The sequence below is a fragment of the Streptomyces sp. NBC_01306 genome, from assembly GCF_026340465.1.
Lineage (GTDB): Bacteria > Actinomycetota > Actinomycetes > Streptomycetales > Streptomycetaceae > Streptomyces.
In genome coordinates this window covers 2774199-2799409 of record NZ_JAPEPC010000001.1, presented here as the reverse complement: position 1 = coordinate 2799409, position 25211 = coordinate 2774199, and the positions used below count along the sequence as shown (strand labels likewise).

General features: G+C 70.3%; 26 protein-coding genes. 12 read left to right on the top strand and 14 right to left on the bottom strand.

Going from position 1 to position 25211, the window contains the following annotated elements; translation table 11 throughout:
- The first annotated feature begins 38 nt into the window (after positions 1 to 38).
- Positions 39 to 1043, top strand: coding sequence for a UDP-glucose 4-epimerase GalE (gene galE, locus OG385_RS12125; RefSeq protein WP_266854440.1), 1005 nt, complete (start codon positions 39 to 41; stop codon positions 1041 to 1043).
- A 198-nt stretch (positions 1044 to 1241) separates the two neighbouring features.
- On the top strand, positions 1242 to 2093 hold the full coding sequence (locus OG385_RS12120) for an aldo/keto reductase (RefSeq protein ID WP_266860790.1): 852 nt from the start codon (positions 1242 to 1244) through the stop codon (positions 2091 to 2093).
- Between the two features lie 71 nt (positions 2094 to 2164).
- Here OG385_RS12120 and OG385_RS12115 read toward each other — a convergent pair whose 3' ends face one another.
- From OG385_RS12115 to OG385_RS12105, 3 genes are all read right to left on the bottom strand, one after another.
- Positions 2165 to 2620 (bottom strand): VOC family protein, encoded by a 456-nt coding sequence (locus tag OG385_RS12115; protein ID WP_266854439.1) that lies wholly within the window; start codon positions 2618 to 2620, stop codon positions 2165 to 2167.
- 67 nt (positions 2621 to 2687) lie between these two features.
- On the bottom strand, positions 2688 to 3035 hold the full coding sequence (locus OG385_RS12110) for a YciI family protein (protein WP_266854438.1): 348 nt from the start codon (positions 3033 to 3035) through the stop codon (positions 2688 to 2690).
- Positions 3032 to 3988 carry a virginiamycin B lyase gene (locus OG385_RS12105; protein WP_266854437.1) on the bottom strand — a complete coding sequence of 319 codons (957 nt, stop codon included), beginning with the start codon at positions 3986 to 3988 and terminating at the stop codon, positions 3032 to 3034. Before OG385_RS12105 ends, OG385_RS12110 begins: the two co-directional genes overlap by 4 nt.
- 434 nt (positions 3989 to 4422) lie before the next feature.
- Here OG385_RS12105 and OG385_RS12100 point away from each other — a divergent pair, with 434 nt between their 5' ends.
- The 4 genes from OG385_RS12100 to OG385_RS12085 all read left to right on the top strand — a co-directional run bounded on the left by OG385_RS12100 (position 4423) and on the right by OG385_RS12085 (position 10155).
- Positions 4423 to 7362, top strand: coding sequence for a BTAD domain-containing putative transcriptional regulator (locus OG385_RS12100; RefSeq protein WP_266854436.1), 2940 nt, complete (start codon positions 4423 to 4425; stop codon positions 7360 to 7362).
- 252 nt (positions 7363 to 7614) lie between these two features.
- Entirely contained in the window at positions 7615 to 8829 is a 1215-nt protein-coding gene (gene mqnC / locus OG385_RS12095) for a cyclic dehypoxanthinyl futalosine synthase (RefSeq protein ID WP_266854434.1), read from the top strand.
- A 7-nt stretch (positions 8830 to 8836) separates the two neighbouring features.
- On the top strand, positions 8837 to 9349 hold the full coding sequence (locus OG385_RS12090; RefSeq protein ID WP_266854432.1) for a hypothetical protein: 513 nt from the start codon (positions 8837 to 8839) through the stop codon (positions 9347 to 9349).
- Between the two features lie 107 nt (positions 9350 to 9456).
- Positions 9457 to 10155, top strand: a complete 699-nt coding sequence (locus OG385_RS12085; RefSeq protein WP_266854430.1) for a demethylmenaquinone methyltransferase — start codon at positions 9457 to 9459, stop codon at positions 10153 to 10155.
- A 71-nt stretch (positions 10156 to 10226) separates the two neighbouring features.
- On the opposite strand, the gene OG385_RS12080 is transcribed toward OG385_RS12085, so the two are convergent.
- The gene (locus OG385_RS12080) at positions 10227 to 10751 is read right to left on the bottom strand and encodes a GNAT family N-acetyltransferase (RefSeq protein WP_266854429.1); all 525 of its coding nucleotides are present in this window, start codon (positions 10749 to 10751) and stop codon (positions 10227 to 10229) included.
- Positions 10752 to 10851: 100 nt separating this feature from the next.
- Here OG385_RS12080 and OG385_RS12075 point away from each other — a divergent pair, with 100 nt between their 5' ends.
- Positions 10852 to 12135, top strand: a complete 1284-nt coding sequence (locus tag OG385_RS12075) for a geranylgeranyl reductase family protein (RefSeq protein WP_266854427.1) — start codon at positions 10852 to 10854, stop codon at positions 12133 to 12135.
- A 121-nt stretch (positions 12136 to 12256) separates the two neighbouring features.
- Here the strand turns inward: OG385_RS12075 and OG385_RS12070 are convergent, their stop codons facing one another.
- From OG385_RS12070 to OG385_RS12060, 3 genes are all read right to left on the bottom strand, one after another.
- Positions 12257 to 13249, bottom strand: coding sequence for a hypothetical protein (locus OG385_RS12070; RefSeq protein ID WP_266854425.1), 993 nt, complete (start codon positions 13247 to 13249; stop codon positions 12257 to 12259).
- A 116-nt stretch (positions 13250 to 13365) separates the two neighbouring features.
- The gene (locus tag OG385_RS12065) at positions 13366 to 14643 is read right to left on the bottom strand and encodes an MFS transporter (RefSeq protein WP_266854424.1); all 1278 of its coding nucleotides are present in this window, start codon (positions 14641 to 14643) and stop codon (positions 13366 to 13368) included.
- A gap of 269 nt (positions 14644 to 14912) precedes the next feature.
- Entirely contained in the window at positions 14913 to 15674 is a 762-nt protein-coding gene (locus OG385_RS12060) for an SDR family NAD(P)-dependent oxidoreductase (RefSeq protein ID WP_266854422.1), read from the bottom strand.
- A gap of 92 nt (positions 15675 to 15766) precedes the next feature.
- Here OG385_RS12060 and OG385_RS12055 point away from each other — a divergent pair, with 92 nt between their 5' ends.
- A complete protein-coding gene (locus tag OG385_RS12055) occupies positions 15767 to 16375 on the top strand; it encodes a TetR/AcrR family transcriptional regulator (protein WP_266854421.1) in 609 nt (202 codons plus the stop codon).
- Positions 16376 to 16409: 34 nt separating this feature from the next.
- Here the strand turns inward: OG385_RS12055 and OG385_RS12050 are convergent, their stop codons facing one another.
- A complete protein-coding gene (locus OG385_RS12050; RefSeq protein WP_266854419.1) occupies positions 16410 to 17090 on the bottom strand; it encodes a DUF4232 domain-containing protein in 681 nt (226 codons plus the stop codon).
- Positions 17091 to 17458: 368 nt separating this feature from the next.
- Between OG385_RS12050 and OG385_RS12045 the strand changes: the two genes are divergently transcribed.
- Positions 17459 to 17650 (top strand): DUF1059 domain-containing protein, encoded by a 192-nt coding sequence (locus OG385_RS12045; protein WP_266854418.1) that lies wholly within the window; start codon positions 17459 to 17461, stop codon positions 17648 to 17650.
- Positions 17651 to 18144: 494 nt separating this feature from the next.
- Complete coding sequence (locus OG385_RS12040; RefSeq protein WP_266854417.1) at positions 18145 to 19314, top strand: Cmx/CmrA family chloramphenicol efflux MFS transporter; 1170 nt, start codon at positions 18145 to 18147, stop codon at positions 19312 to 19314.
- On the opposite strand, the gene OG385_RS12035 is transcribed toward OG385_RS12040, so the two are convergent.
- The 3 genes from OG385_RS12035 to OG385_RS12025 form a co-directional block, all read right to left on the bottom strand.
- Positions 19271 to 19672, bottom strand: coding sequence for a hypothetical protein (locus OG385_RS12035; protein ID WP_266854416.1), 402 nt, complete (start codon positions 19670 to 19672; stop codon positions 19271 to 19273). The two genes, OG385_RS12040 and OG385_RS12035, sit on opposite strands and share 44 nt — an antisense overlap.
- 247 nt (positions 19673 to 19919) lie before the next feature.
- Positions 19920 to 20117, bottom strand: coding sequence for a DUF397 domain-containing protein (locus OG385_RS12030; RefSeq protein ID WP_266854414.1), 198 nt, complete (start codon positions 20115 to 20117; stop codon positions 19920 to 19922).
- 11 nt (positions 20118 to 20128) lie between these two features.
- Entirely contained in the window at positions 20129 to 21037 is a 909-nt protein-coding gene (locus tag OG385_RS12025) for a helix-turn-helix transcriptional regulator (protein ID WP_323183751.1), read from the bottom strand.
- Positions 21038 to 21239: 202 nt separating this feature from the next.
- On the opposite strand from OG385_RS12025, the gene OG385_RS12020 reads away from it, so the two are divergent.
- A complete protein-coding gene (locus OG385_RS12020) occupies positions 21240 to 21722 on the top strand; it encodes an ATP-binding protein (RefSeq protein ID WP_266854412.1) in 483 nt (160 codons plus the stop codon).
- A gap of 25 nt (positions 21723 to 21747) precedes the next feature.
- On the opposite strand, the gene OG385_RS12015 is transcribed toward OG385_RS12020, so the two are convergent.
- From OG385_RS12015 to OG385_RS12005, 3 genes are all read right to left on the bottom strand, one after another.
- Entirely contained in the window at positions 21748 to 22923 is a 1176-nt protein-coding gene (locus OG385_RS12015) for a trans-acting enoyl reductase family protein (protein ID WP_266854411.1), read from the bottom strand.
- Between the two features lie 97 nt (positions 22924 to 23020).
- Positions 23021 to 23488, bottom strand: coding sequence for a hypothetical protein (locus OG385_RS12010; RefSeq protein ID WP_266854409.1), 468 nt, complete (start codon positions 23486 to 23488; stop codon positions 23021 to 23023).
- Positions 23485 to 24225, bottom strand: coding sequence for a hypothetical protein (locus OG385_RS12005; protein ID WP_266854408.1), 741 nt, complete (start codon positions 24223 to 24225; stop codon positions 23485 to 23487). The genes OG385_RS12010 and OG385_RS12005 overlap by 4 nt, the downstream gene beginning before the upstream one ends.
- Positions 24226 to 24395: 170 nt before the next feature.
- Between OG385_RS12005 and OG385_RS12000 the strand changes: the two genes are divergently transcribed.
- Positions 24396 to 25115: a Crp/Fnr family transcriptional regulator gene (locus OG385_RS12000; RefSeq protein WP_266854406.1), complete on the top strand. Its 720-nt coding sequence runs from the start codon at positions 24396 to 24398 to the stop codon at positions 25113 to 25115.
- The last annotated feature ends 96 nt before the right edge of the window (positions 25116 to 25211 follow it).

Here is a 25211-nt window from a genome sequence, read left to right as displayed (position 1 = left end):
GCCGGGGGAGGAACGAGCCTGGGGGGAGAATCGTGCGTATGACCAAGATTCTGATCACCGGCGGTGCCGGATTCATCGGCAGTACTGTCGCTTCCGCTCTCATCGATCAGGGGATCACCCCGGTCATCCTCGATGATCTCTCCAAGGGGCGGCGCGAGTTCGTCCGCGACCGCGTCTTCTACCAGGGTGATATCGCCGACCAGGCCCTGCTGGACAAGGTGTTCGCCGAGCATCCCGACATCGACGTGACCCTGCACTGTGCTGCCAAGATCGTCGTTCCCGAGTCCGTCGACCGGCCGCTGCACTACTACCGGGAGAACGTCGCCAAGACCGTCGACCTTCTGGAATCCCTCCAGCGCAACGGCTGCGAGCGCGTCGTCTTCAGCAGTTCAGCCTCCATCTACGCGCCCACCGCCGACGCCCGTGCGGACGAGACCTGCCCGGTGGCCGCATCGAGTCCTTACGCCCGTACCAAGCAGATGATGGAGCAGGTTCTCCAGGACTGGACTGTGGCGGCCCCCGTCCGCGTCATCGCGTTGCGGTACTTCAACCCGATCGGGGCCGACCCCCAGATGCGTACGGGGTTGCAGGACCTGAATCCGTCCCACGCGCTGGGAAAGCTCATCGAGGCGCACACCGAGGGAACTCCGTTCACGATCACCGGAGTGGACTGGGACACCCGCGACGGCAGCGGTATCCGCGACTACATCCATGTCTGGGACCTTGCCCTTGCGCATGTTGCCGCCCTCACGCGCTTCGACGAGGTCCTGAAACCCGGTGCCGATGACCGGTACGAGGTCATCAATGTCGGCACCGGTCAGGGCACCACCGTGCGGGAACTCGTCACGGCCTTCGAGGAGGCGGTGGGAGAGACCCTTGACGTCCGTGAGGCCGGACCGCGTCCCGGTGATGTGATCGGCTGCTACACCGCCGGCGACCGTGCGGGTGAACTCCTGGGCTGGAGCGCCCGGAAGAGCACGGTGGAAGGTGTACGCGACGCGCTGGCCTGGCGTGCGAAGTGGGCTGCACAGGTGGCCGGTTGACGAAGCCCGTGTGCGTTGCGGGGCCGATGCGCGACTCAGGGAAGCAGGAGCAGGACCGTGAACAACTCCGTTAACAACGCCGTGAACAACAACGCCGTGAACAACAACGCCGCGAACAACAACGCCGTGAACAGCACTGTGAACGAGGGCGTGCACAACACCACGACGAGCGCCCATGCATCCGAGGCCGGGACCTGGATGCTGGGCGACCTGAGCGTGAACCGGATCGGCCTCGGAGCGATGCGCCTCACCGGCAGTGGCGCGTTCGACCTCGGTGAACCCGGTGACCGCGACGTAGCGGTCAAGGTCCTCCGCAGCGCCGTCGAGCTCGGTGTCAACCACATCGACACCGGGTCGTTCTACTTCTCACGCCTGCGCTCGGCCAACGAGCTGATCAACACCGCCCTGTCCCCGTACCCGGAGGACCTGGTCATCGTCACCAAGGTCGGACCCGGCCGCGACCCCTCGGGCGAGTGGTACACGGCCACCCCCGACCAGCTGCGCGGCCAGGTGGAGGAGAACCTGCGCCAGCTGGGCCGCGACCACCTCGACGTGGTGAACCTGCGCCGCATGTCCCAGGACTCGATCTCCGAGGACTTCGGCGCTCTCGCCGACCTCCGTGATGCGGGGCTGATCCGGCACCTCGGCGTATCCAGCGTCAGGGCGAAGCACTTGGCGGAGGCGCAGGCCATCGCGCCCGTGGTGTGCGTGCAGAACCATTTCAGCCTCGACGTCCGGAGGAACAGCGAACTGCTGCGGTCCTGCGGGGAGCAGGGCATCGCGTTTGTGCCGTTCTACGCGATCGCCGGAGAGGGCCGGGACGAGGGCGCCAGGGCCAACGGCGGCGAAAGCGCGCACGTACGCGACATCGCCGAGGCCCACGGGGTGTCCCCGGCCCAGGTCCGCCTGGCGTGGACGCTGCAACAGGGCCGGCACGTCCTGGCTATCCCGGGGACCGGCAACCCCGTCCACCTGGAGGAGAACGTGGCCGCCGGGGCGCTGCACCTCACCGCCGATGACATGGATCTTCTTCAGGCCACCGGGAGCTGAGAGGCGGGGCGACGACAGCGCCGCGCGGCGCCGCGCGTCGGCGGCGCCCCTGATGCCGGGGAGGTCTTCTGTCAGCTCCTCTGCGATTCGTCGATGGCGGGCATCGGGGCGCCGTCGGGGTGCCACCGGCTGAGGAAAGTGTCCTGCCGGCCGGCGTCGACGAGTTCGATACGCGCGCCGACGCTGTCCATACGGTGATAGGCGAACGGCCGGCCGTGCGGGCAGCCGGAGAATTCCACGGGCAGTCCTTCCCGTTCGAGGCGCGACGAGCCTTGCTGGATGTCGCTCGTCCAGAACCCGAGGTGATCGAACCGGGCTCCCGCCGACGCGTCCCACGGACTGCCCTCGGGGCCCTCGATCAGCTCGATGAACGGCGGCCCGCCCGTCGTGAAGGCGATCAGGTAGTCCCACTCACCCATTCGTTCGGAAGCGGGATCACTCCACTCGACTCCGGCCGACCGCCGGAAGTCAGCCATGGCTCGCTCGATGTCCGGGACGACGAAGCACACGTGATAGTAGGAAGTCATCCACCCATCATCGGACGCGTCGTCTCAACTGCCCCATCGGCTGCTGCCGTTCAGGGGTTGGTGCCGCTCAGGCGGATTCGAGGAGCGGGCGGATTTCGAGTGCCTCCGGGGTGGGGAAGCCGCGGGCCAGTTCGACCGCTTCGGCATGGTCGGCCACCTCCAGTACGAACCAGCCGCCGAGGGTCTCCTCGCCCGCGTGCACGGGCCCCTCGGTCACGGTCGGGGACCCGTTCGCCGCTTTGCGTACGGTGACGGGGCCCTGGTGCTCGGTTTCCAGCGCGTCGCCGCCCACCAGCTTGCCCGCCGCTGCGGTCTCGCCGATCCAGGTCTCGTATGCCTTCCGGTAGGCGTCGCGATCGGCCTGGATCTGTGCGCGTGATGCATCCGTCTCGAAGACCACGAGTGCGTATTTCATGAGCCGTTCCTCTGGTTGCTGGTGCTGGTGCTGGTGCTGGTGCTGGTGGTGTTGCCGGCCGGTGCCGGTGCCTGTGTCGGGGCTACGCGCGCCAGTGCACCCGTCTCCAGAGCCGTCCACAGGGCGCCGTCCGGGCCCACGGCGATGCCGTGCGGTTCGGATGCCGGGGTGGGCAGGGCATGGACGGAGACGGTGCCGTCGGATGCGATCGAGCCGACGCGGTTGGCGCCCCACTCCGTGAACCAGGGCCTGTCACCGGTGTCCGTGGTGACGGCATGGGGCCGGGCGGAACGGTCGGGGAGCGGGTACTCGGTGATCCGGCCGTCGGGTGCCATCCGGCCGATCTGGCCGGCGGCGATCTCGGTGAACCAGACGTTTCCGTCCCGCCCTACCGCGATCCCCACCGGTGCGGCAGCCTCGGTGGGCAGGTCGTGCACCGTGACAGTGCCGTCCATGCCGATGCGGCCGATGGCGTTGGCCTGGTTCATCGTGAACCACATCGCGTCCTGTCCGGCGGCGATCGCGGAGGGGAACGCTCCGGCCCTCGGCAGTGCGTACTCCGTGACCTTCCCCTCGGTGGTGAGGCGCCCGACGCGGTCGGCGGCGGTCTCGGTGAACCACAGCGCGCCGTCCGGGCCCGCCGCGATACCGAACGGCCCGCACTCCGCGGTCGGCAGGGCGAACTCCGTCACCTGGCCTGCCGTCGTGATCCGTCCGATCCGGTGCGCCCGGTACTCGGTGAACCACAGTGCGCCGTCCGGGCCGGCCGTGATGACCGTCGGCCCGCTGTCGGCGTCGAGCTGATGGCTGGTCGGCTTCTGCCCGGGAATCAGGCGGCCGATCCTGCCGCTGTGCACCATGGTGAACCACAGAGCGCCGTCCGGGCCCGTGGTGATCGCGTACGGGCCGCTCTCGGGGCCGGACACGACGTACTCCTCGACGGCCTGGGGCATCAACGCTCCTTCTCCGGATGCTCCGGACCATGGGATGACGGATCAATGGGATGACGGATCATGGGTCCGCCGATCGGATCGGCGGCGGTCGGCACAGCATGGAGGCTGGGGCGCACCCGGAGCAACGGACTTTCAGGGGCTTGCAGTTGAGCCACTCCGCTGAGTCACTCCGCCGGTCCAGCGACCGTACCGGTTACGGCTGGGCCTCCAGTTCTCCGGCCCGCCAGCGACTAATCAGGGCAAGTGTCAACAGGGGTGCTATTTCGGGCACGTTGTGTCCCCCGGGCCCTGTCTGTCTTTCGAAACCGTCCGTACCATCTCGGTAGGCTCGGTCCACCCCCCTCGGCTTCCGACCGGCTCCGACGACTTCCGACGACTGACGACCAGCGACCCCGACGATCCCGAACCCGCTCCCTCCACACAGGACACCCGCCATGGCGCGCAATACTCCCGGCTCGACGGGCCCGACCAACCGGACGCCTCAGCCTCTGCCCCGGCAACGGACCGCGGGTGACTTCGCCAAGGCGTTCTTCGCGTTTCTCGCGCTCGCGGGGCTGCTGCTCGCCGTGCCGCTGGCCCTGTCCACGCAGGGCTGGCCGCTGCCGCACGGCATGCCGTCCTTCGACATGGTGCAGCAGCAGATCACCGTCGACACGTTCGTGAACATCCTGATCTGCGTCGTCTGGCTGGCCTGGGCGCAGTTCGCCGCGTGCGTCCTCGTGGAAGTCAAGGCCGCGGTCTCCGGCGTCGGGATGCCCTCGCACATTCCCGGCGCGGGGCCCAGCCAGATGCTGGCCCGGCAGCTGATCGCCGCGCTGCTCCTGGTCAGCGCCACCGCCGCGAGCTTCGCACCCGGGATCGCGCAGTTCGGGCAGTCCCTGGAGTCGACGCACAAGCCGACGGTCGCCGCCGCGCAGCAGGCCCCCGGGGTCGGCGTCGCGCAGCAGGCGCAGGCCGCCGTGGCCTCGCAGGCCGACGCGCAGGCACACGCCGAGCAGGCGAACGCGAAGACCGGCACCGAGGGTGCGACGAAGTTCTACCGGATCAGCCCGCCCGAGGGCCGCCACCACGACTCGCTGTGGGAGATAGCCCAGCGCCACCTGGGCGACGGCCGCAGGTACAAGGAGATCTACCAGCTCAACAAGGACCGGATGCAGCCGGACGGCACGAAGCTCTCCGAGGCGAGTCTGATCCGGCCCGGCTGGATCATGGAGATGCCGGCCGACGCCCACGGCGGCGAGGTCGTGCAGATGCCCGACCAGGCGCCGAGCGTCTCCGAGCAGGTACGTCACCAGATCGACGACTACGCCAAGTCCGGGAACCACCAGGAGCAGCCCGCGCAGCACCAGGGTGGCAGCCGCGGTGACAACCCGACGGCGCAGATCTCCGTACCGGAACAGCGCCTCCCGAACGCGCCCACCACGGGCTCCGGCGCCGGATCGGGTGCGGTCGCCGAGGCGCCCTCGCAGAGCTCCGACTCCGGACTCGGCCTCTCCGCTGCTCTCATCGGCGCCCCGCTGCTCGCCGCCGGAATCCTCGGCGCGCTGGGCCGCCGCCGCCGGATGGCGCTGTGGCAGTCGGCGATGACCGCGGTGGCCGGCCGGCGCGGTATGGAGCCGCCGGTCCCCACCGGCGACGAGGCCGATGTGCACGACGCGCTGCTGGTCGGGGCCGACCCCGACGCCGTCCGCTTCCTGGACCTGGCCCTCCGCGGCCTCTCCTCCTCGCTCGGCGGGGAGAGCCGCCCGCTGCCCGTCGTGTACGCGGCCTGGCTCACCGACGACGATCTGCACCTCCAGCTCGCCCAGCCGTCGGGGACGCCGCCGGCGCCCTGGGAGCTGGGCCAGGACCAGACGTTCTGGCGGCTTGAGCGGTCGGCCGTCGCGACGTACGAGGGGATCGACCCGGAGAGTTCGGCCGCCCCGTACCCGGGGCTCGTGAGCCTCGGCACCCGCGACGACGCGCGGCTGCTGCTGAACCTGGAGGCCGTGCCCGGTCTCGTCGCCCTCACCGGGGCCGACCCCGACCGGGCAGCCGTCCTCTCGTCCGTCGCCGCCGAACTGGCCACCAACGGCTGGTCGGACCGGATGACCGTCACGGTCGTGGGATTCGGCGCGGAGCTCAGCCCGCTGGCCCCGACACGGCTGCGCCACCTCGGCTCCGTCGACGAACTCATCGAGACGCTCGGCGCGGAGATCGGGCAGCGCCGCAGCGCGCTCGGTGCGGCCGGCCACGACTCGGTCCTCACCGGGCGGACCGGCCCGGCCCAGCAGACCCGCTGGGCCCCGCACCTGGTGCTCGTCGCGGACGAACCGACCGCCGACGAGGCCACCGCGCTCGCCGAACTCACCGCCGACTCGGGACGGCTGGGCATCGGCTGTCTGATCGGGGCCGGTTCGGCCGGGCAACTGCCGGGTGCCACCTGGGACTTGGAGATCACGGGAGAGGGCAGGTTGCTCGCGCCGCTGCTCGGCCTCGAACTCGACGCGCAGCTGCTGCCGCAGGCGCAGCACGAAGCGGTCGTACGGCTCTTCGCCGACGCCGCCCCGGAGGGTGACGGGCCCGAACCGGCCCGCCCGTTCCTGGTCGACATCACCGAGCAGGGCCGCCCCGCGGTGTACGCGCGACTGGTCGGACCGTACGAGATCATCGGCCTCGACACCCCGGACAGCGAACGCAGCGCCCTGCTGCACGAAGCGCTCGCGCTGCTCCTGCTGCACCGTGAGGGCGTCCACCCGCGGGTCCTCGCCTCGGCCATGTGGCCGCGCGGAGTCACCCCGGAGGTGTGCGACGCGCTCATCGAGCGGCTGCGGCTGTGGCTCGGCACCGACGAGGACGGCTCGGCCCGGCTCCGTACGGACAGCACCGGGCGGCTCACGCTGGCCCCGTCCGTGGTGTCCGACCTGGACGTGCTCCGTTCGCTCCACCACGAGGCGACCGAGGGCCGGGGCGCGCGGCGCGCCTCGGTGCGGGAGCGGCTGCTCACCGATGCGCTCGGGCTGGTACGGGGGCCGCTGCTCGCTGACCGTACGGAGGGCCGCTACACCTGGCTGACCCACGAGATCATCGACACGCAGCTGCCGCTGCTGGTGGCCGATGTCGCGCTGGCCCTGTCGGCGCACCACCTGGAGCAGGAGCATCCGGAGAAGGCGATCGCCGCGCTGCGGGCCGCCGTGTCCGGATCCTCGGCGGACGAGCGGCTGTGGAACGAGATGCTGCGCGCGACCCACGCGACCGGCGACGAGGCGCGGCTGCGGGAGCTTGCGGCGGATCTGACCGTACGGGGCGGGGACCGGGGGGTGCCGCCGCGTACGGAGGCGTTGCTGGATGAGCTGCTTCCGGGGTGGCGTGGGGGAGTTGCGGCGGCGGGGTGACCGTACGCGGTGGCGGTGGCGGTGGCGATGCGGGGTGTGGGGGTGCGGGCCTTTTCGGGGCTCCGCCCCGGACCCCGGTCCTCACTCTCCCCCAGCTACCGCTGGGAGGTGCCCCCAGGACGGGCTTGATTTTGCCGACGTCGCCCCCACGACCCCTCCATGGAAACCAGACAAAGGGGGCGCAATCTTTCGTGTCAGCCCCTGGCGTAGGCTGGATCGGTCGTCAGTAGCCCCTTGGGAAGGACCCGCCCGGTGACCGAGAACGCCGACCTTACGTCTGTAAATGTCGCAGCCGTCCTCGACCGTGCCGCCGCAGGCGGGCGCATCACTCCCGAGGAAGCGGTCGTGCTGTACCGCGACGCCCCGCTGCACGCGCTGGGTGCGGCCGCCGATGCCGTGCGCCGGCGGCGGTATGCCGGGACCGAGCACATCGCCACGTACATCATCGAGCGCAACATCAACTACACGAACCTGTGCGTCACGGCGTGCAAGTTCTGCGCCTTCTACGCGGCCCCGAAGGACACCGAGAAGGGCTGGACCCGCGACCTCGACGACATCCTGCGCCGCTGCGCAGAGACCGTCGAGCTCGGTGGTACGCAGATCATGTTCCAGGGCGGGCACCACCCGGACTTCGGTGTGGAGTACTACGAGGAGCACTTCTCGGCCATCAAGAAGGCGTATCCGGAGCTGGTCATCCACTCCCTCGGGGCCTCCGAGGTCGAGCACATGGCGCGGATCTCCAAGGTGTCGGTCGAAGAGGCCGTCTCGCGGATCCACGCCGCCGGGCTCGACTCCTTCGCAGGTGCGGGCGCCGAGCTGCTGCCCGCGCGGCCGCGCACGGCCATCGCACCGCTCAAGGAGTCCGGCGAGCGCTGGCTGGAGATCATGGAGACGGCGCACGGCCTCGGTGTCGAGTCCACGTCGACCATGCTCATGGGCACCGGCGAGACCAACGCCGAGCGCATCGAGCACCTGCGGATGATCCGCGACGTACAGGACCGGACCGGCGGCTTCCGCGCCTTCATCCCGTACACCTACCAGCCCGAGAACAACCACCTGAAGGGCCGGACGCAGGCCACCCTCTTCGAGTACCTGCGCATGATCGCCATCGCCCGGCTCTTCCTCGACAACGTCGCCCACATCCAGGGCTCCTGGCTGACGACCGGCAAGGAGGTCGGCCAGCTGTCGCTGCACTACGGCGCCGACGACCTCGGCTCGATCATGCTGGAGGAGAACGTGGTCTCGTCGGCCGGTGCCAGGCACCGGTCGAACCGGATGGAGATCATCGACCTCATCCGCAAGGCCGGCCGCGTTCCCGCGCAGCGCGCGACGACGTACGAGCACCTCGTCGTGCACGACGACCCGGCGAACGACCCGGTCGACGACCGCGTCGTCTCGCACATCTCGTCCACGGCGATCGAGGGCGGCACGGCCCACCCCGAGCTGAAGCTCCTCGACGCCAACTGAGGCCGCGTTGCTGACCCTTCACCGGGCCGGTGCGGACGCGGTCGTCATCGACGGCGACCGCATCGCGGCGCTCGGACCGTACGACGAGCTGGACGCGGCGTACGGCGAACGGGCCCGGCTGCGCAGCTGGGACGGGGTGCTGACCCCCGGCCGCCACGAACCGGACGCGCCCGCGCTCCTCGAAGCGGCCTACTGGCCCGACCCCCGCGAGGACCTCGGCTCCGACCCGCTGACCGGCGAGGCGCTGGCCGCGCTCGGGATGACCGAGGTCCGCTGGGGCGCGAGCGCCCGGCGCGGGCTGCAACGGCTCCTCGCGGCGGGAACGACGTCGCTCGCCGGCCCGTTCGCACGGGCGGCCGTCCGTACGGCTGTCGAACGGTCGGGCCTCCCCGTGCTTTCGGCGCTCTCCGCGCCGCGTACCCTCGCCGTCTCCGGGCGGGCCGACTTCGCGGTGTACGGCGACGACGGGAACTGCCTGGTGACGTGCATCGCCGGGCGGATGGTGCACCGGGCGCGGTGACGCCGACAACCGGCGAGTCAAGGAAGGGCGCCCCACACCCTCCCCCGGGCCACGCGGGCCGCGACCCTGTGGGCGGGCTCCGGTGGGCCGCACGACACAATGGACGGGTGACCCGAGCATCCCTGGACAAGCAGCCGCACGAAGTCGCCTCGATGTTCGACGACGTGGCGGCGAACTACGACCTCACCAATGACGTGCTGTCCCTCGGGCAGGCGCGGCTGTGGCGCAAGGAGGTGGCCAAGGCCGTCGGTGCCCGCCCCGCGCAGAAGATCCTCGACCTGGCCGCCGGGACCGCTACGTCCTCGCTGCCGTTCGCGCAGACCGGTGCGTACGTCGTGCCCTGCGATTTCTCGATCGGCATGCTCCAGGTCGGCAAGCAGCGGCATCCGCACCTCCCGCTGACGGCGGGCGACGCGACGAAACTGCCGTTCCGCGACGGGGTCTTCGACGCCGTGACGATCTCCTTCGGGCTGCGCAACGTCCAGGAGACGGACGCCGCGCTGCGGGAGCTGTACCGGGTCACCAAGCCCGGCGGCCGGGTCGTGATCTGCGAGTTCTCGCAGCCCACCTGGGCCCCGTTCCGCACCGTCTACACCGAATACCTGATGCGGGCGCTGCCCCCGGTGGCGACCGCCGTCTCGTCCAACCCGGACGCGTACGTCTATCTCGCCGAGTCGATCCGCGCCTGGCCCGACCAGCCCGCACTCGCCGCCCGTCTCCAGCAGGCCGGCTGGGCGGACGTGGCCTGGCGGAATCTGACCGGCGGCATCGTGGCCCTGCACCGCGGCTTCAAGCGGACGGACTGAACCAGGTGGACTGAACCAGGGGGAGAGGACGGGTGGGGGCGGAGTCGCGCCCCCACCCGTCCCCATCGCCCTCAGCCGGTCCCCTCCCGCAGGTCCAGCCGGAAGCAGTGGCCCTTCCGCTTCGACACCGGTGTCATGAAGGTCTCGTGCAGCTCCATCCCGAGCCGCCGCGTCACCGCGACCGACCGCTCGTTCTCGGCGTCGACCATCGCGAACACCTCATCGACACCGGCCGCCCGTACGCGCTCCAGGGTCGTGCGGGCGGCGGCCGTCACATACCCGTGGCCCCAGTACTTCCGCCCGAGCCGCCAGCCGATCTCGATCTGGCCGACCGGCCCGAAGTTCTCCTGCGGCCAGGGCTGCGCGCCGGTGAAACCCATCACCTCGCCGTCCCCGTCGAGCACCGTCCAGAGGCAGAAGCCCCGCTCGGCGTCGTGTCTGCGCTGCCGCGCGGTCAACTCCTCGTACTCCGACAACTCCTTCGATGCACCCCCGTGGAACTCCATGACGTCCGGATGGTCGAACACCCGGTGCCAGGCGAAGGCGTCCTCCTCGGTGGGGACGCGCAGCCGGACGACCGGCGCAGGCTTGTTCACTTCGTTCCAACCCTTCAGCTGATCGATCAGGAGGTCCCCATAGACTGCACCTGTCCAGTGCCGCGTGGCACATGAAATCGAGTCTTCCGGAGTTCCCGCCGTGACCGAGCCCCTCTCCGAGCACACCGCAGATGTGATCGTCGTCGGGGCAGGCCCTGCCGGCTCCACGACCGCGTACTACCTGGCCAAGGCCGGACTCGACGTCCTGCTTCTGGAGAAGACCGCCTTCCCGCGCGAGAAGGTCTGCGGCGACGGACTGACCCCGCGCGCCACCAAGCAGCTGGTCTCCATGGGGATCGACATCTCCGAGGAAGCGGGCTGGCTGCGGAACAAGGGCCTGCGGATCATCGGCGGCGGCGTGCGCCTCCAGCTGGACTGGCCGGATCTCGCCTCGTACCCGGACTACGGTCTGGTCCGCAAGCGCGACGACTTCGACGAGCAACTGGCCCGCCAGGCACAGAAGGCGGGCGCCCGGCTGTACGAGCGCTGCAACGTCGGCGCCCCGATCACCGACCCGCGCACCGGCCGCATCACCGGCGTCAACGCCAAGATGGGCGAGGAGAAGACCCCGGTCACCTTCCACGCCCCGCTGGTCGTCGCCGCCGACGGCAACTCCACCCGCCTCTCCATCGGCATGGGCCTGCACCGGCGCAGCGACCGGCCGATGGGGATCGCGGTCCGTACGTACTTCACCTCGCCGCGTCACGACGACGACTACCTGGAGTCCTGGCTGGAGCTGTGGGACCGCCGCGGCGCGCAGGACCGGCTGCTGCCCGGGTACGGCTGGATCTTCGGTATGGGCGACGGCACCTCCAACGTCGGCCTCGGCATCCTCGACTCCTCGGCCGCCTACAAGGAGCTGGACTGGCGCGAGGTGCTGAAGTCGTGGTGCGCGTCGATGCCGGAGGACTGGGGTTACGTCCCCGACAACATGACGATGCCGATCCGCGGGGCCGCCCTGCCGATGGCCTTCAACCGCCAGCCGCACTACACCAAGGGCCTGCTGCTCGTCGGTGACGCGGGCGGCATGGTCAACCCGTTCAACGGCGAGGGCATCGCGTACGCCATGGAGTCCGGCCAGATCGCGGCCGACGTGATCGTCCAGGCCACCGCGCGGGCGACGCCCACCCAGCGCGAGATGGTGCTGCACAACTACCCGAAGATCCTCAAGGAGACGTACGGCGGCTATTACACGCTGGGCCGCGCGTTCGTGAAGCTGATCGGCAACCCGAAGGTGATGAAGCTCATCACCGAGCGCGGCCTGACCCACCCGGTGCTGATGAAGTTCACGCTGAAGATGCTGGCGAACCTGACCGACCCGACCGGCGGGGACGCGATGGACCGGATCATCAACGGGCTGTCGAAGGTGGCACCCAACTCCTGACGGGGGCTGGGCTCCTGCTCCCCTGGAGCTCCGGCGTCCCGGCGTCCCGGCGTCCAACCGTCCCGGCGCGTCAGGGCGCCGGGACGGTTCACGTGCGACGGCGGTCCGTCAGCCCACGGCCTCAGCCCACGGCCTTCCAGTGGTCGTACGCGCTGACCATCTGGTAGGTGCGGTCGGGGCAGTAGAAGGAACCGGCCGGCGAGTCATAGGTGGTGTCGGAGTTGTCCGGCGACGCCGGGGTCCAACTGCCGTTGATCCGGACCGTGATGTTGCTGGACTCGAAGGTCTGGCCCGCCATGGCATCGCAGGCGGCGGACCGGCCCGAGGTGCCGACCTGGGAGTACAGCTCGTTGATGTCCCAGCCCGTGTTGCGGCCCGACTGGTTCTGGCCCGACTGGGTGAAGAGGGTGTCCCAGGAACCCGTCCGGTAGTTGTAGAGCCCCGCGGTCCAGGAGTTGCTGGCTGCGTCGGTCTTGACGACACGGCCCGTGTACGCGCTGGAGGTGCCGTCCGTGTAGGTGCTCAGGAAAGCGCTGTCGATGGGCACCGACGCCTCGAAGGCGACGCTGTCGCACCAGTCCCAGGCCGAGACCGAGCGGCCGGACACCGTGTAGACGGTGACCAGCTCGATGCATGAGCCGCCCGCCGGGTACATCGTGGGGGTGTAGATCGTCGTGGAGCCGTCCTGGACGGTCAGCTGTGTGGACACCGACTGGGTGGCGCAGGAGCCGTCGCTGCCGCTGATCTCCTTGAAGGAGGTGCCCTGGGCCGGGTGTATGTCCGTCAGCAGCCCGCGGCCGGGGCCGCCGCCGCCCAGCGGACCCTTGTCGGCTATCCCTGAGGTGTCGGCTTTGTTCGCGGAGTTGGGGTAGCCGCGGGCCGCACGCTGGGGACCGGTCAGGCCGGCGAGCTGATGGTGGACCTCGTCGCGGGAGAGTGCCCCGCGGACCGTACGGCCGGAGTCGGCGCCGGCGGACGCGCAGACGTCGGCGGCCTGTTGCCGGGCGGCGGCAGCGCGGCCGTGGGCGGGTGCCGCGGTGGCGGTGGCACTGCCGACACCGCAGGCCAGAAGCAGAACAGCGGTGGCGCCGAGCGCGGCTGCCGTGGATTTCATACGTCTCACGGGGTGCGTCCTCTCAGAGGTGGGGGACCGAGGAGTACGCAGAAACCATGCTCATGTCAGATCGGGGAGTCAATCAAAACGAACATCCTTGCCCAGCTCTTGTCCGATTACGACAGCTGGGGCTGGGCCGGTTCAGCTCCTGGCCCCGCCTCCGGCTCCGTTTCCGGTCCGGGCCGTGCTGAGGGGTCGCGGCGTGGCAGCAGCAGCGGGGTCGCCAGGAGGAGCAGACCGGCGATCGCGATCGCGGTACGGACCCCGGTCGCCGCGGCCAGCAGGCCCCACAGGGCCGTCACGGCCGCGATGGTGGCCTTGCTGGTGACCGACCACGCGGACAGGGTACGGGCGACCCGGTCCGGTGCGGTCTGGGCGAGCCGGCAGGTGGCGAGGACGGGGTTGTACACGCCCGAGCAGGTGATCAGCCCCAGCTCGACGGCCATCACGAGTACCAGCCCGGCAACGCCGGGCCCGATGAAGGCCAGCCCGATCGACCAGCACGCCCGCAGTGTCCCGGCGGCGAGCAGCACCTTGTGCTGGCCGAATCGCGTGACGAGGCGGCGGGCCACCCGTGAGCCGATCAGACCGCCGACGCAGGGCGCCGCGAAGGCGATGCAGTACTGCCAGGGGGCGAACCCGAGGTGGCTGAGCATGAGCACGGCCAGCAGCGGCAGAGCCGCCATGATCAGGGCGTTGTTCAGGATCGAGTTGAAGAACAGCGGGCGCAGCGTCGGGTGCTTGAGGATGTACCGCCACCCGTCGAGCAGGTCACCGGCGCGCAGCCTCGGTGCGGCGGCCCGCTCGGGGCGTGGCTCCTCGCCGCCGATCGCGCGGATCCCCACGGCCGACAGCAGATAGCTGACCGCGTTGGCGAGTACGGTCAGCACCGGGCCGAACATCCCGATCGCGGCCCCGCCGAGCGGCGGTCCGAGCATGGTAGCGGTCCAGGCCGTGGACTCGAACCGGCCGTTCGCGATCAGCAGGTCCTCCGGCCGTACGAGCGCTTTGAGGCAGGCCCCGCTCGCCGCGGTGAAGGTGATGTCGGCCGCGCCGACGACCACCGACACGACCAGCAGCTGGGCGAAGCTGAGCCCGCCGAGCGCGTAGGCGGCGGGGATGGTCATCAGCGCGGCGAACCGGATCAGGTCCATCGCGACCATCACCGGCCGCTTGCGGCGGAACTCCACCCACGGGCCGAGCGGCACGGCCACCACCGCACCGACCGCAAGACCGGCGGCGGACAGCAGTGACACCTCGGCCGTCCCGGCGTGCAGCGCGAGGATCGCGATCAGCGAGAACGAGTCGAACGCGAGAAACGTACCGAGCGTGCTGACCCCGTACGCCGCCCAGAGCCACCCGAACTGCCGCCCCAGCGACCGCCTGGACACCACGCTCAGCGCACCTCCCGCTCACTCTGCTCTCCGGCCCGGTCCCGCCGGACGCCCTGCGGGATTTCCCGGCGGATGTCTCGCCCGATTTCCCGCCCGGACTACCTGGCGTTGACCCCCGAGATCAAATCGAGCGGTACACCTGCGGTCAAACAACCGACGCGTCCGAGGTCACAACAGCACGTTGTACGCAGGGCTGGATCGGGGAGAGCAGGGGGAGCGGGGGAGTGGGCCGGTGCGCGTCTTGTTACGCACGCTCGGCGACGCTCGGGTCAGATCTGGTTCTCACCGCCGTCGACGTACAGATTCGCGCCGAGGACGAAACTGCTCTGCTCGGAGGCGAGGAACGCCACGGCCGCGGCGACTTCCTCCGGGCGTCCCATCCGCCCCATCGCCACGCCCGCGATGAGGTTCGCCTTGGCGTCGGCAGTGTTCTCGTCGCCGACGAGGCCCGTGATTCCGGGGGTGTCGGTCGGGCCCGGCGAGATCGCGTTGACCCGGATGCCCCGGCCCGTGAGTTCGTTGGCCCAGGTCCGCGCGTAGGTCCGGACCGCGGCCTTGGACGCCGCATACGTACCGAATGCCTCCGCGCCGCGATCGGCGGCGGTGGAGGCGTTCAGGATCACCGAGGCGCCGTCGTTGAGCAGGGGCAGCGCCTTCTGCACGGTGAAGAGCATGCCTCGCACGTTGACGCCGAAGGTCTGGTCGAAGTGCTCCTCCGTGGTCTGTTCCAGCGTCGCGAATGAGCCGATCGCCGCGTTCGCGAACAGCACGTCCAGGCCCTGGCCCCGGGCGCGGACCGTCTCGTACAGCCGGTCCAGGTCGGCGAGGTTCGAGACGTCGCCCGCCACTGCGGTGGCCCCTGCCCGGCCGATCGTCTCGACGGCCGCGTCCAGCTCGGTCTTGCGCCGGCCGGTGATGAAGACGTGTGCGCCCTCGGCGGCCAGCCGTACGGCGGTGGCCAGACCGATGCCGGTGCTGCCTCCGGTGACGACCGCTGTCTTGCCTTCGAGCTGTCCCGTACGAACGACCATGACTGACCTCCACGCAGTTCAGTACCGATCGGTACTGAAAGAGACCGTAGCACTTCCGTACCGATCGGTGCGGAAGCGGTACGGTTGAGGGCATGGAGATCCACCAGAAGGCACCGATCGGCCGACCGCGAGGTTTCGACGCGGAGGAGGCCCTCGAACGCGCCATGCGGGTCTTCTGGGAACAGGGCTACGAAGGCGCCAGCCTGACCGACCTGACCAGCGCCATGGGCATCACCCGCACCAGCATGTACGCGGCCTTCGGCAACAAGGACGAGCTGTTCCGCAGGGCGCTGGAGCGCTATGCCGAAGGTCCTGCGGCGCACGGCACCCGGGCACTTGAGGAGCCGACCGCCCGGCAGGTGGCCGCCGCTTTCCTCAACGGCACCGTCCGGGCCACCACCCGCCCCGACTGCCCCGCCGGATGCCTGGGCGTTCAGGGCTCCCTCGCCTCCGGCGCCTCCGGGCACGCCGCCCGCACCGCTCTCAACGACTGGCGCAACGGCGGTACTTCCCGCTTCCGGGACCGGTTCCGGCAAGCCGTCGACGAAGGCGACCTGCCCCCGGACGCTGATCCCGGAGTGCTCGCCCGCTACCTCATGGCCGTGGCCAACGGCATCGCCGTCCAGGCCGCCGGTGGCACCAGCCGCGACGACCTCCAGCGGGTGGCCGACGCGGCCCTGCGGAACTGGCCGCCCGTGTGACGGCCGTTCCGGGGTGAACTCGGTGCTGCTGGGCTCACTTGCCGGAGCCGGTGTGGTAGCCGATCGGGTCGACGTAGACGTCGGGGGCGTTGCCGGTGGAGGGGGAGACGGTGATGGCCAGCTTGTTGAGGTTCACGATCTCCGAGACCCGCTCGTTGGGCGGGGTGACAGCGAGCCGGGTGTAGGTCTTGCCGTTGCCGCTGGTGTCCGGGATGTAGTGGAGCAGGAAGCGGGTCTCCTCGCCGGGCGCGATGGTCATGGTGGAGCCCGAGGCGTCGGTGCGGGCGGCGTCGGGGCCGGTGTCGCCCAGGCCGTCGGGGCCGATGAGCTGGACGCCCGGGAAGCCGTGCATGCTGCACGTGCTGGAGCCGGTGTTCTTCATGTTGATGACCAGCTGGTTCTTGACCCCCGCGGAGGCGGCGCTGAGGGCGAGGTGGTCGGCGTCGCAGCGAGCGCCCGACCCCGCGGACTCGCTCTTGGTGGCGACCTTGCCGTTCGTGCCGGAGCCGTTGGAGGAGCTGGACGACGAGGAACCGGACGCCGAGGAGCCCGAGGTCGAGCCCTTGCTGCCGGTCGAGCCGCTCGCGGCGGTGGACGTGCTGCTGCTGTTGTTGGCGGCGGAAGCGTTCGATCCGTCGCTGCTGCCGCACGCGGTCAGCGAGAGGCCGGCAGCGGCGACGACGAGGGCGAGAGCGGAGATCTTCTTGACGCGCATCGGTACTCCAGGGAAGCGGTGTCTTCACGCTCGCTCCGGTTGAGCGGGCGTTGTTGTTCATAGGATTCCGACAGCTGGGCTGGTTGTTCCGAGCGGAGTTCCATCAAGACACCGCTGTGACATGCGAGTCGACTCGCTGTGACAGGAAGGCGGAGGAAGTGGGACAGTCCGGTCCCGTTCCATGGCGGCAGCTGTCCGGCGGGGTCCGGCGCAGCGACCTGGGAGAACGACCGCAAGCTGGTGTTCTTGGTAAGTAATACCTATATTTGTGGTATATGGCCCATGTAGCCCCAGTGTCTGCCCCATGGCCTATGGCTTCGGTGCCCGCAGGCCGGCGGTACGGGGGCGGGGCTGACTGGAGGTTTGCCATGCGTAAGGTCGCCGACTGCCGGGACATGCCCAGCGAATCCGGTTGCACGCTGACCATCAGCGGTGAGGAGGAAGAAGTCGTACGCGCGGCGTCCGAGCACGCCGCTTCGGTCCACGGACACACGGACAGCAGTGAGCTGCGCGAGCAGGTCCGCGGCATGCTGAAGGACGAAGCCCCGCAGCACGTGTGACCCCCTTGCGATTCAGGCGGCGCGGCGTTCGACGTGGAAACGGGCCGCCTGGATGTCGCCGCAACGTGGGCCGGACCCAAAGGGCCGGATCCAACGGCGATGACACCTTTAATCACTGGCATCGCGACCACCCGGCCGGATACCGTCCCCTCCATGTCCTCCCCCGAGTCCGACAGACCGAGGCCACCGGTGCGCCGGTGGCCGAGTTCCTGCTGACTGAGGCTGGTTGACCCGCAGGGTCATGGGTACTTCTTCGCACGGCTCCGTCGCCGCCGGATCACCGCGGGTACGGGCCGCTTCCTCCTCGGCCGAGCGCTGAATCGCTGCTCCCCGAGTCATGCCCCGCTGCTCTCAGCCGGGCATTCTTCCGCGTCACGGCGTCACGTATGCCGGATTCCCCGCGCGTACGACGGGCGCGGCCCGCATCCCCGCACACCGGTCTGTCTGTCCATGACGGCTTCGTCGACTGTTCCGTCCCAAGGGGTGCGCCTCCCATGCCATTTGCTGTCTACGTCCTCGGGCTCGCGGTCTTCGCTCAGGGCACATCGGAGTTCATGCTGTCCGGGCTCATCTCGGGCATCGCCACTGACCTGAACGTCTCCCTCGCCGCAGCGGGTCTGCTGACCTCGGCCTTCGCCGTCGGGATGGTGGTCGGCGCGCCCCTCATGGCGCTCTTCGCCCGCACCTGGCCCCGGCGCCGCGCGCTGTTGCTGTTCCTCGCGGTGTTCGTCGCGGTGCACGTCATCGGGGCGCTCACCCCGAGTTACGGAGTGCTCCTCGCGACCCGTTTCGCCGGCGCCGTCGCCAACGCGGGCTTCTGGGCGGTGGCGTTGACGACGGCGGTCTCTCTGGTGCCGGCGCAGTTGAAGGCGCGGGCGGCGGCCGTGGTGGTCGGCGGGGTCACGGTTGCCTGCGTGGTCGGGGTACCGGCCGGTGCGGTGCTGGGGGAGCGGTGGGGGTGGCGGTCGGCGTTCTGGGCGGTCGCCCTGGTCTGCGTACCGGCGGTCCTGGCGCTCGTACGGAATGTCCCGGCGGGGCGGCCCGACGCGGAAACCGCACCTGTACCTGTACCTGTACCCGTACGCACCGAACTGGGTGTCCTGAGCCGCTCCCGCCTCCGGCTCACCCTGCTGACGATGGCGCTGGTCCAGGGGGCGACCTTCTGCACGTTCTCCTATCTGGAACCGCTCCTCACCCGGGAGACCGGTCTGAGCGCCGGATGGGTGCCGGCCGCCCTCGCGCTCTTCGGTGTGGGCTCGTTCATCGGCGTCACCGTCGCGGGACGGTTCGCCGATCGCCGCCCCACGGCCCTCATCGCCTCCGGCATGGTCGCCCTCGCCCTGGGCTGGAGCGCCCTGGCCCTGACGGCGGGCAGCCCGCCCGCGGCCCTCGCCCTGATCCTGGTGCAGGGGATGTTCGCCTTCGGTACGGGCACGGCGCTGATCGCGCGTGTCCTCGACGAGGCCCCCGAAGCCCCGAGCCTCGCGGGGGCGTTCTCCACGACCGCCTTCAACCTGGGCGCCACGCTGGGCCCTTGGGCGGGCGGCCTGGCCCTGGACGCCGGATTCGGCTACCGGGCACCGGTCTGGGTGAGCGGTGCGCTGATGGGGCTCGCCCTGATCACGGCCGGGGCGCGGCGGGTGCGGATCCGGGCGACGGGGTGAGTACGAGGTAGCGCAGGGGGCGTACGGTCCACTCGATGTGGCGCCCCTTGCGGAGCAGCAGCATGAATCCGCAGGGCTCGGCGCGGTGCAGCGCGGCGAGCGCGGGCAGCCAGCCGCCGTGTTCGGACCAGCGCAGGGCGCGGGCGGTCTCGCGCGGTGGCAGGCCGAGCACATGGCTGGCGCGGAGCTGAGTACGGATCACGCGGATGGCCTCGCGCGGGGTGGGGACGATCCTCAGATCGATGGGCTCGGGCCGGAATCCGGTCGCGGGCCCGTACCGCAGCACCTCTAACCGGAAACCGTGCTCGACCCGGGCCTCGGTGAGGGTGTGGGGAGCGGTGTGGGGTGACGTACGCATGGCCGACCGTCCGATCGCAGCGTCTGGGGAAAGCCTGGCGTGGCTGCCTCAACTGGAGTGCAGGCAGGGGTGGTTACGCGTTCCAGGGCGCGGCTCGGTTACTGCTGCGGCCGTGGTGGCGACGTACGGTGACGGTAGCGTTACCGGGAATGGCTGCGCAAGTATGCTCCGGGGCATTCATGCCTCCGGGTGCGCGTGAAGGCCCCTGCCCGCAGGGGCGAGGGGCCTTCAGCGGCGGCGGGACGGGCTACTGGGCGAAGTGGTCGAACTCGCCTGCCTTGACGCCCTGGATGAATGCCGCGAACTTCTCCCGGCTGGTGGCGGCGACCGCGCCCGGGTCGTCGCTCTCGCGCATCAGGATCTCGCCGGCGCGCTCCGCGATCTCGACACACTGTTCCTGGCCGTTGGAGAAGGATGACTTCTGCCACTCAATTGCTGCGTCCATGCTGCGGATTCTCACATGTCCCGTGCGATGTGGTGAATGAAGCTGCGCGACTCCACGGGGTCCAGTGAGGCCTGCTTCGCGACATCGAGTTGCAGCCGGTACCTGTGCACATCCGCTGCGGCGTCCAAATAGAGCCCGCGGATGGGGGTATCGATGTGCACAGTGTCCAGCTGAGGCACCACTCCGCCTGCGTACAGCACTGTCTGGGTGATATCGACGAACCGGTCGATGGCGAACGGGATCACCTGCACGGTTACGTTCGGCCGGTCTGTCGCCTCCATGAGGTGTTCCAGTTGTTGGCGGGCGATCTTGCGCCCGCCAACACGCATGCGCAGAGCTGCTTCGTGCACCATGACGTCGAATTCTGGTGGCTGTTCCCTGTCGAGTACCGACTGCCTTCGCATCCGGTGTTCGAGTCTGGCTGCCACGTCGTCCTCGGGCAGCTTGGGGAGAACCGCGTCGAACAGTGCCTGGGCGTACTCCTGTGTCTGGAGCAATCCGGGCAGTGTCACCGACTGGAGGCAGTGCAGGTAACGGGAGTGGTGCTCCATCTCGGCGATGTTCAGGAATCCGGGCGCGAGTATGCCCCGGTACTCGTCCCACCAGAACTGGCCCCGGTGCTCCCGCGAGATGGCGCACAGCGCATCGATGAGCGCGTCGTCGTCACAGGCGTAGAAGCTGGCCAGGCGGCGGATGCGGTCCTCGCCGATGCCGGTGCGGCCCGCTTCTATGTGGCTGATCTTGGCTTGGTCGGTCGAGATGAGCCCGGCGGCTTCCCGGGCGGTCTTGCCCGCACGTTCGCGCAGCTTCCGCAGTTCACCGCCCAGGCGCGCCTGGCGCCCGGTCGGATTGTCCCTTGGCGGCATGTCACCTTCCCCTGTCTGCGTCCAGTTTGGCGCGTCATGGCGCAGCTGGTCCACTCGGTCGTGTGAACTCTAGGGACAAGGTTGCTCCGGGGCTTGTGTGACCCCTATTGTCCTCACCGTACGGTGCTGTCTGCCTACAGTCCGAAGTGCAGCCATCCACATGCCAGTTGACGGCATGAAGGGTGGCCGATGCCACGGGTTATGGACGGCGATACGCGCTGCGGCCGAGACCGGATCACGTAAGGGAGACCATGAGATGACCCCTGCCACCGCCCGTCGAGCACCCCGCCCGCCCCTCCCGCAGCGCGGCGCCCGCTACCGGCTGATCGCGCCCAACAGCCCGACCGCGCCCGGGATCGTGCGGGACTTCCTCGGCACGCTGCTGCGGGCCACCGGGCACCCGGGTCTCGTGGAGGACGGGCGTCTCTGCGTGAGCGAGGTCGTCACCAACGCGTACTGCCACACCCGCTCGCCACTCGTCAGGGTGGATGTCAGAGTCAACCCGAAGCGGGTGACGGTGTACGTGACCGACGACGACCCGGCGTCGCTGCCCTGGCGCGCGCACGGGGAACACATTCCCTGCGCCGAACACGGCCGCGGCCTCGTCCTCGTGGAAGCCCTCGCGGCCCGCTGGGGGACCCGGGCCAACGGGGAGCCCGTACCGGAGTCCAAGTCCGTCTGGTTCACGCTCGTCAGTGGCACCGAACGCGTCATCCCGCCGTTCGCCCCCACTCATTGAACGGAGTGCTGCTCCCCGGCCCGGCTCATACCCCTCGCCGAGTGGCCACCCTGAAGCGCAGCCCGGCGCGCAGCAGCCGTGCCCGCAGCGCCGGGCCCATGGCGACAGCGGGGGTGAGCTGGCCCGCCAGGGCGGGGAGTTCGTCAAAAGCGAGGCTGAGCGCGGACTCGCCGAGGATCTTCGCGGTCTCGTCGTAGCCCGGGTCCCCGCCCGACACCTCGGTGCAGACGCGTCGGCCTCCGCCCTCGCCGACGAACCGGACGCTGAACCAGCTGCGGGCCCGGCGCTCATCGGACGGGCCGTCGCCCGGAGCGAGCCGGCCGGAGATCCAGCGCCGGGCGGCGGGGAGCTGCGCGGCAGCCGCCACCCCGGCCACCCCTGCGACCGCGCCGAGAGCGACCGGCAGCCGCCGGACCGCCGCGTAATGGCGGTAACGGAAGTCCGGGCCGTAGGAGTCGAGGGCGGCCGCCGAGCGCGACACCACCTGCGGGTCGATGGTGGGCAGCGGGAGAGCCCAGGCCCCGACCTCCGGAGCGAACCTCGCCCCGGCCCGGGTGGAGATCCGGCGGGCCCTCGGCCGGGGTTCGACGTTACGGCGGTCACGCGCCGCGCGGACCATCTGCGGGCCCCGGGAGAGCGCGGTCAGGGTGGAGGCGAGAGTGCCGCCGGAGGGGGCGGCGCTGGTGCGCACGTAACCGTCGACCCGCAGCGGCACGCCCTGCGGCAACTGCTCCACGGTGAACTGGACACCGAGGTCGTGCGGGACGGAGTCGAAGCCGCAGGCGTGCACCAGCCGGGCTCCGGTCTCCAGGGCGCGGGCGTGGTGCCGGACGTAGGCGAGGTCGACGAACTCCGGCTCGCCAGTGAGATCGACGTAGTCCGTCCCGGCGTCGGCGCAGGCGGCGACGGTGCCCATGCCGTGCTGGACGTACGGGCCGACCGTCGTGGCGAGAACCCGGGTGGAGTGAGCGAGTTCCCTCACGGTGGCGGGGTCGTGCACATCGACGTGGAGCAGGGGAACCCCGGCCGCCGCGGGCACGGTCTCCGCGAGCCGGCTCCGCAGCGCGCGCAGGGCCTCGGCATTGCGTCCGGCGAGTGCCCATCGGCAGCCCTCGGGGGCGTTGCGGGCCAGGTAGTCGGCGGTCAGGGCGCCGACGAAGCCGGTCGCACCGACGAGAACGATGTCGTACGCACGATCCATGGTCTCGCACTCTCCTCAGCTTGCGGTTACCCAACGGTAGGGACCAAGTGGGGGCGCGACAAGCGAGCGGCTCACGACACCGGCCGGACCGTGCCGCTCACTGGGGTGCAGTCGTGTCACCCCGTCCCGGCCAGTGCACCGGCTGGTCGCCGCCCTGGACAGCGAAGACCGTGCCGGATCCATGGGCGGTGTTGGTCTGTTCCAGGTGTGCGTGGGCGGCCTCCCGGTGGTTGTCCGGCATCGTGCGCCGTACCGCCTCCACCAGGCGCGCGAGCGGCTCACGGCAGGACGGCTCTCTGCGGAGCAGGGCTTCGAGTTCCATTTCCCAGGAACCCAGGAGTGCCTGCCGCGCGACGTCGGGGGCCGCAGCCCCCTCGACGAGCGCGGCGTGGCTGTCGAGCCGGGTCGCGATCTCCCGGCGCCGCCGGCCGGACCGGTGGAACAGGTCGGCCACGCCGTCGCGCACGGTCTGCCACAGGTCCGTGGTCATCGCGGTGACCAGGGTGGTCGCTCCGGCTGCCGCGAGTGTGGCCAGTTCGTCCTCCACGTAACTTCCCTTCCTCATTCGGGCGGGCGTCCGTTGATGTTCTGGTTGCCGTTCTGCGTGGCGTAGACGACGCCGTGTCCCGAAGCCTTGTTGATCATCTTTGACTGGCCCGCCGGGCGGTCCCGCCGGTGCGGTTCGACGGCCTGGTCCGGGGCAGCCGCTCCCCCCGTCGGAGCGGCTGCCCCGGGGAGGTGCAGCCAGGCGTTCGCCGAGTACTCCTTCTCTGTGACGTCAACCCGCCGGAAGGACTCGGGATCGATGCCCGGGTAGCCGTGCCGCACCGTTTCGTCGTAGAAGTGCTGGGAGACAAGGAGCGACGCGGGCACCGTGAGGGGTGCCCCGGCCAACGCCTCCCGGGCCGGGCGGGCGTCGAGCAGCCGGGCGAGCACCTCCAGCGGCCCCCCGGCGACCCCGGCCCGTCCGAGCCACACGTCACCGGCGTGCAACGCCACCCGGAGGCGGATCCGGGTCGGCCCTGCGGCCGTCCGGTTGTGCGCGTGCAGCCGGACCACCAGCTCGTGGAAGAGCGGGTGGATCAACCTGGACTTCGGCGCCCACGCCGGGGCGACGATCCGGAGGCCGTCCCCGAGGTCGTTGATCCGGCAGTCCTGCCAGTCGATTCCGCTCTCTTTCAGCGCCTCCTGAAGCGTGTTCAGAAGCACCTCGCGGATGCGCAGCAGGGCCACGTCGCCCCGGCCCCCTGAACGTTCGATGTCCACAGCCATCAGGGGCCGGTACTCCAGTACTGCGTCCATGCGTTCCTCCGGGTCCCGCCACCGGTCCAGCCTCGCCCGCCCACTGTGCACCAGGCGTGTGCCGGAGATCCCGTCCCAGTACGGAATCCGCCCACGTTCGATGAAGTCGTCGACGCACGGGGGCTGTTGGGAGCCATGTCCGGCGCCCCACCCGGGTGCACACTGATGCCGTGGTGAATTCTGCGGAGCGGCGGGCCGGGCGGAGACCGCGCGAGTCATGGGCGTGGCCATCGGCGAGCGTGCTCGGGGGGCTCCCGCGGGCGGCGCGCGACCGGCTGCTCGCGCTGGGGGCCCTCGTGCGCTACCCGGGCGGCCGGGTGCTGATCCGTGAAGCGGAGGAGAGCACGTTCATGCTGATCCTGCTCGACGGGGTGGTCAAGGCGACCGGACGCACTAACGACCACCGGGATGCTCTCCTGGCCGTCCGTATGGGTGGCGACCTCGTCGGCGAGTTCGCCGCCGTCGACGGGCAGCCACGGTCCGCGACGGTGACGACGTGCGGGCCGGTCATCGCCCGCGTCGTGACCCGCGCCGACTTCCTCGACTGTATGCGGCACGACCGGCGGATCGCCCAGGCGGTCAACGAGTCGATCGTCGCCAAACTGCGGGTCGCGACGGGCCACCGTATCGACTTCACCGGCTGCGACGCCCCGACCCGGCTGGCCCGGGTGCTCTACCAGATCACCATGACCTACGGAGAGCGCACCGGCGCGGGCGCCATCATCCGCTGGCCGATCACCCAGCCCGAACTGGCCACTCTCGCCGGTGCGGCGGAGCCAACCGTGCAGAAGGCGCTGCGAAGGCTCCGTGAAGCTGGTGTGGTGTCCACCGGCTACCGCACCTTCTGCGTCGAGAATCTCGCGCAGCTGCGTCAACTCGCCTGTGCCTGAAGTCCATCAAGGCACCGAGCGGTCGTCGGAAAACCGTCGTAGGACGGTATTCGGGCGGCAGCGGGCCATTAGCGTGACAGCGGGCGGACCGCCTCC